1 pseudogene is annotated in these 651 nt (G+C 63.3%); it reads right to left on the bottom strand.

Going from position 1 to position 651, the window contains the following annotated elements:
• A pseudogene (locus ABB26_RS18475) lies at positions 1–651 on the bottom strand (discoidin domain-containing protein); the annotation flags it as partial.

Raw genomic sequence — 651 nt, 5'->3', positions numbered from 1 at the left:
TTCGTAAGGCGTGTAGTCCTTCCACTGGCGCTTGCCATCGCGGCGTTCCACGAAGTGCGCCCAGTAACGCTCGAAGGTGTTGTTCAACGCAGGCTGCGGCAAGCGCCCCTGTTCGCCGCCCGGCGCCAGTGAGATCGTGGTGGAGGTGGCATCGAAGTCACCCAGTTCCACCGAGCCCGGCAGGTAGTCGATCCTGTGGGACTGCATGGTCGCCAGCAGTGAGTCGTTCAGATCCTGGCGGAACTGATCGCGCGAGGCCGCCATCACCAGCGCCTCCTCTTCCAGACCAAGCGCGGCCGCCATGTCGGCTGCGTCCTTGTAGCCACGCAATGCCCAGAAATCGTCCCAGTACGAATGCACCGGCTTGGCCGAATAGCCTTCGTGACTGATCGAGGCCGGCATCATCCCGTAGAAGCCCGGATGACGCGCACGATTCTCCTCGGTGCGCTCGCTCAGCCGCAGAGTTTCCATGTACTGCCACGCGCCCTGCACATGCGGCCACATGCGTTGCAGGAAGGCGAGATCACCGGTGTGTCGCCAGTATTCGGCGATGGTGTAGATCAACTCGCCGTGGCTGTCGTTCTCCGGTACCGGATCGCTGCCACGCGCGTCCACGCAACACGGCACCATGCCGCTCTCGAACTGGTACGG

The sequence above is a fragment of the Stenotrophomonas humi genome (assembly GCF_001431415.1).
In the GTDB taxonomy this organism is placed as follows: Bacteria; Pseudomonadota; Gammaproteobacteria; order Xanthomonadales; family Xanthomonadaceae; genus Stenotrophomonas; species Stenotrophomonas humi.
Note: the sequence above shows the minus strand (reverse complement) of the source record. Positions and strands in the feature narration are given on the sequence as shown.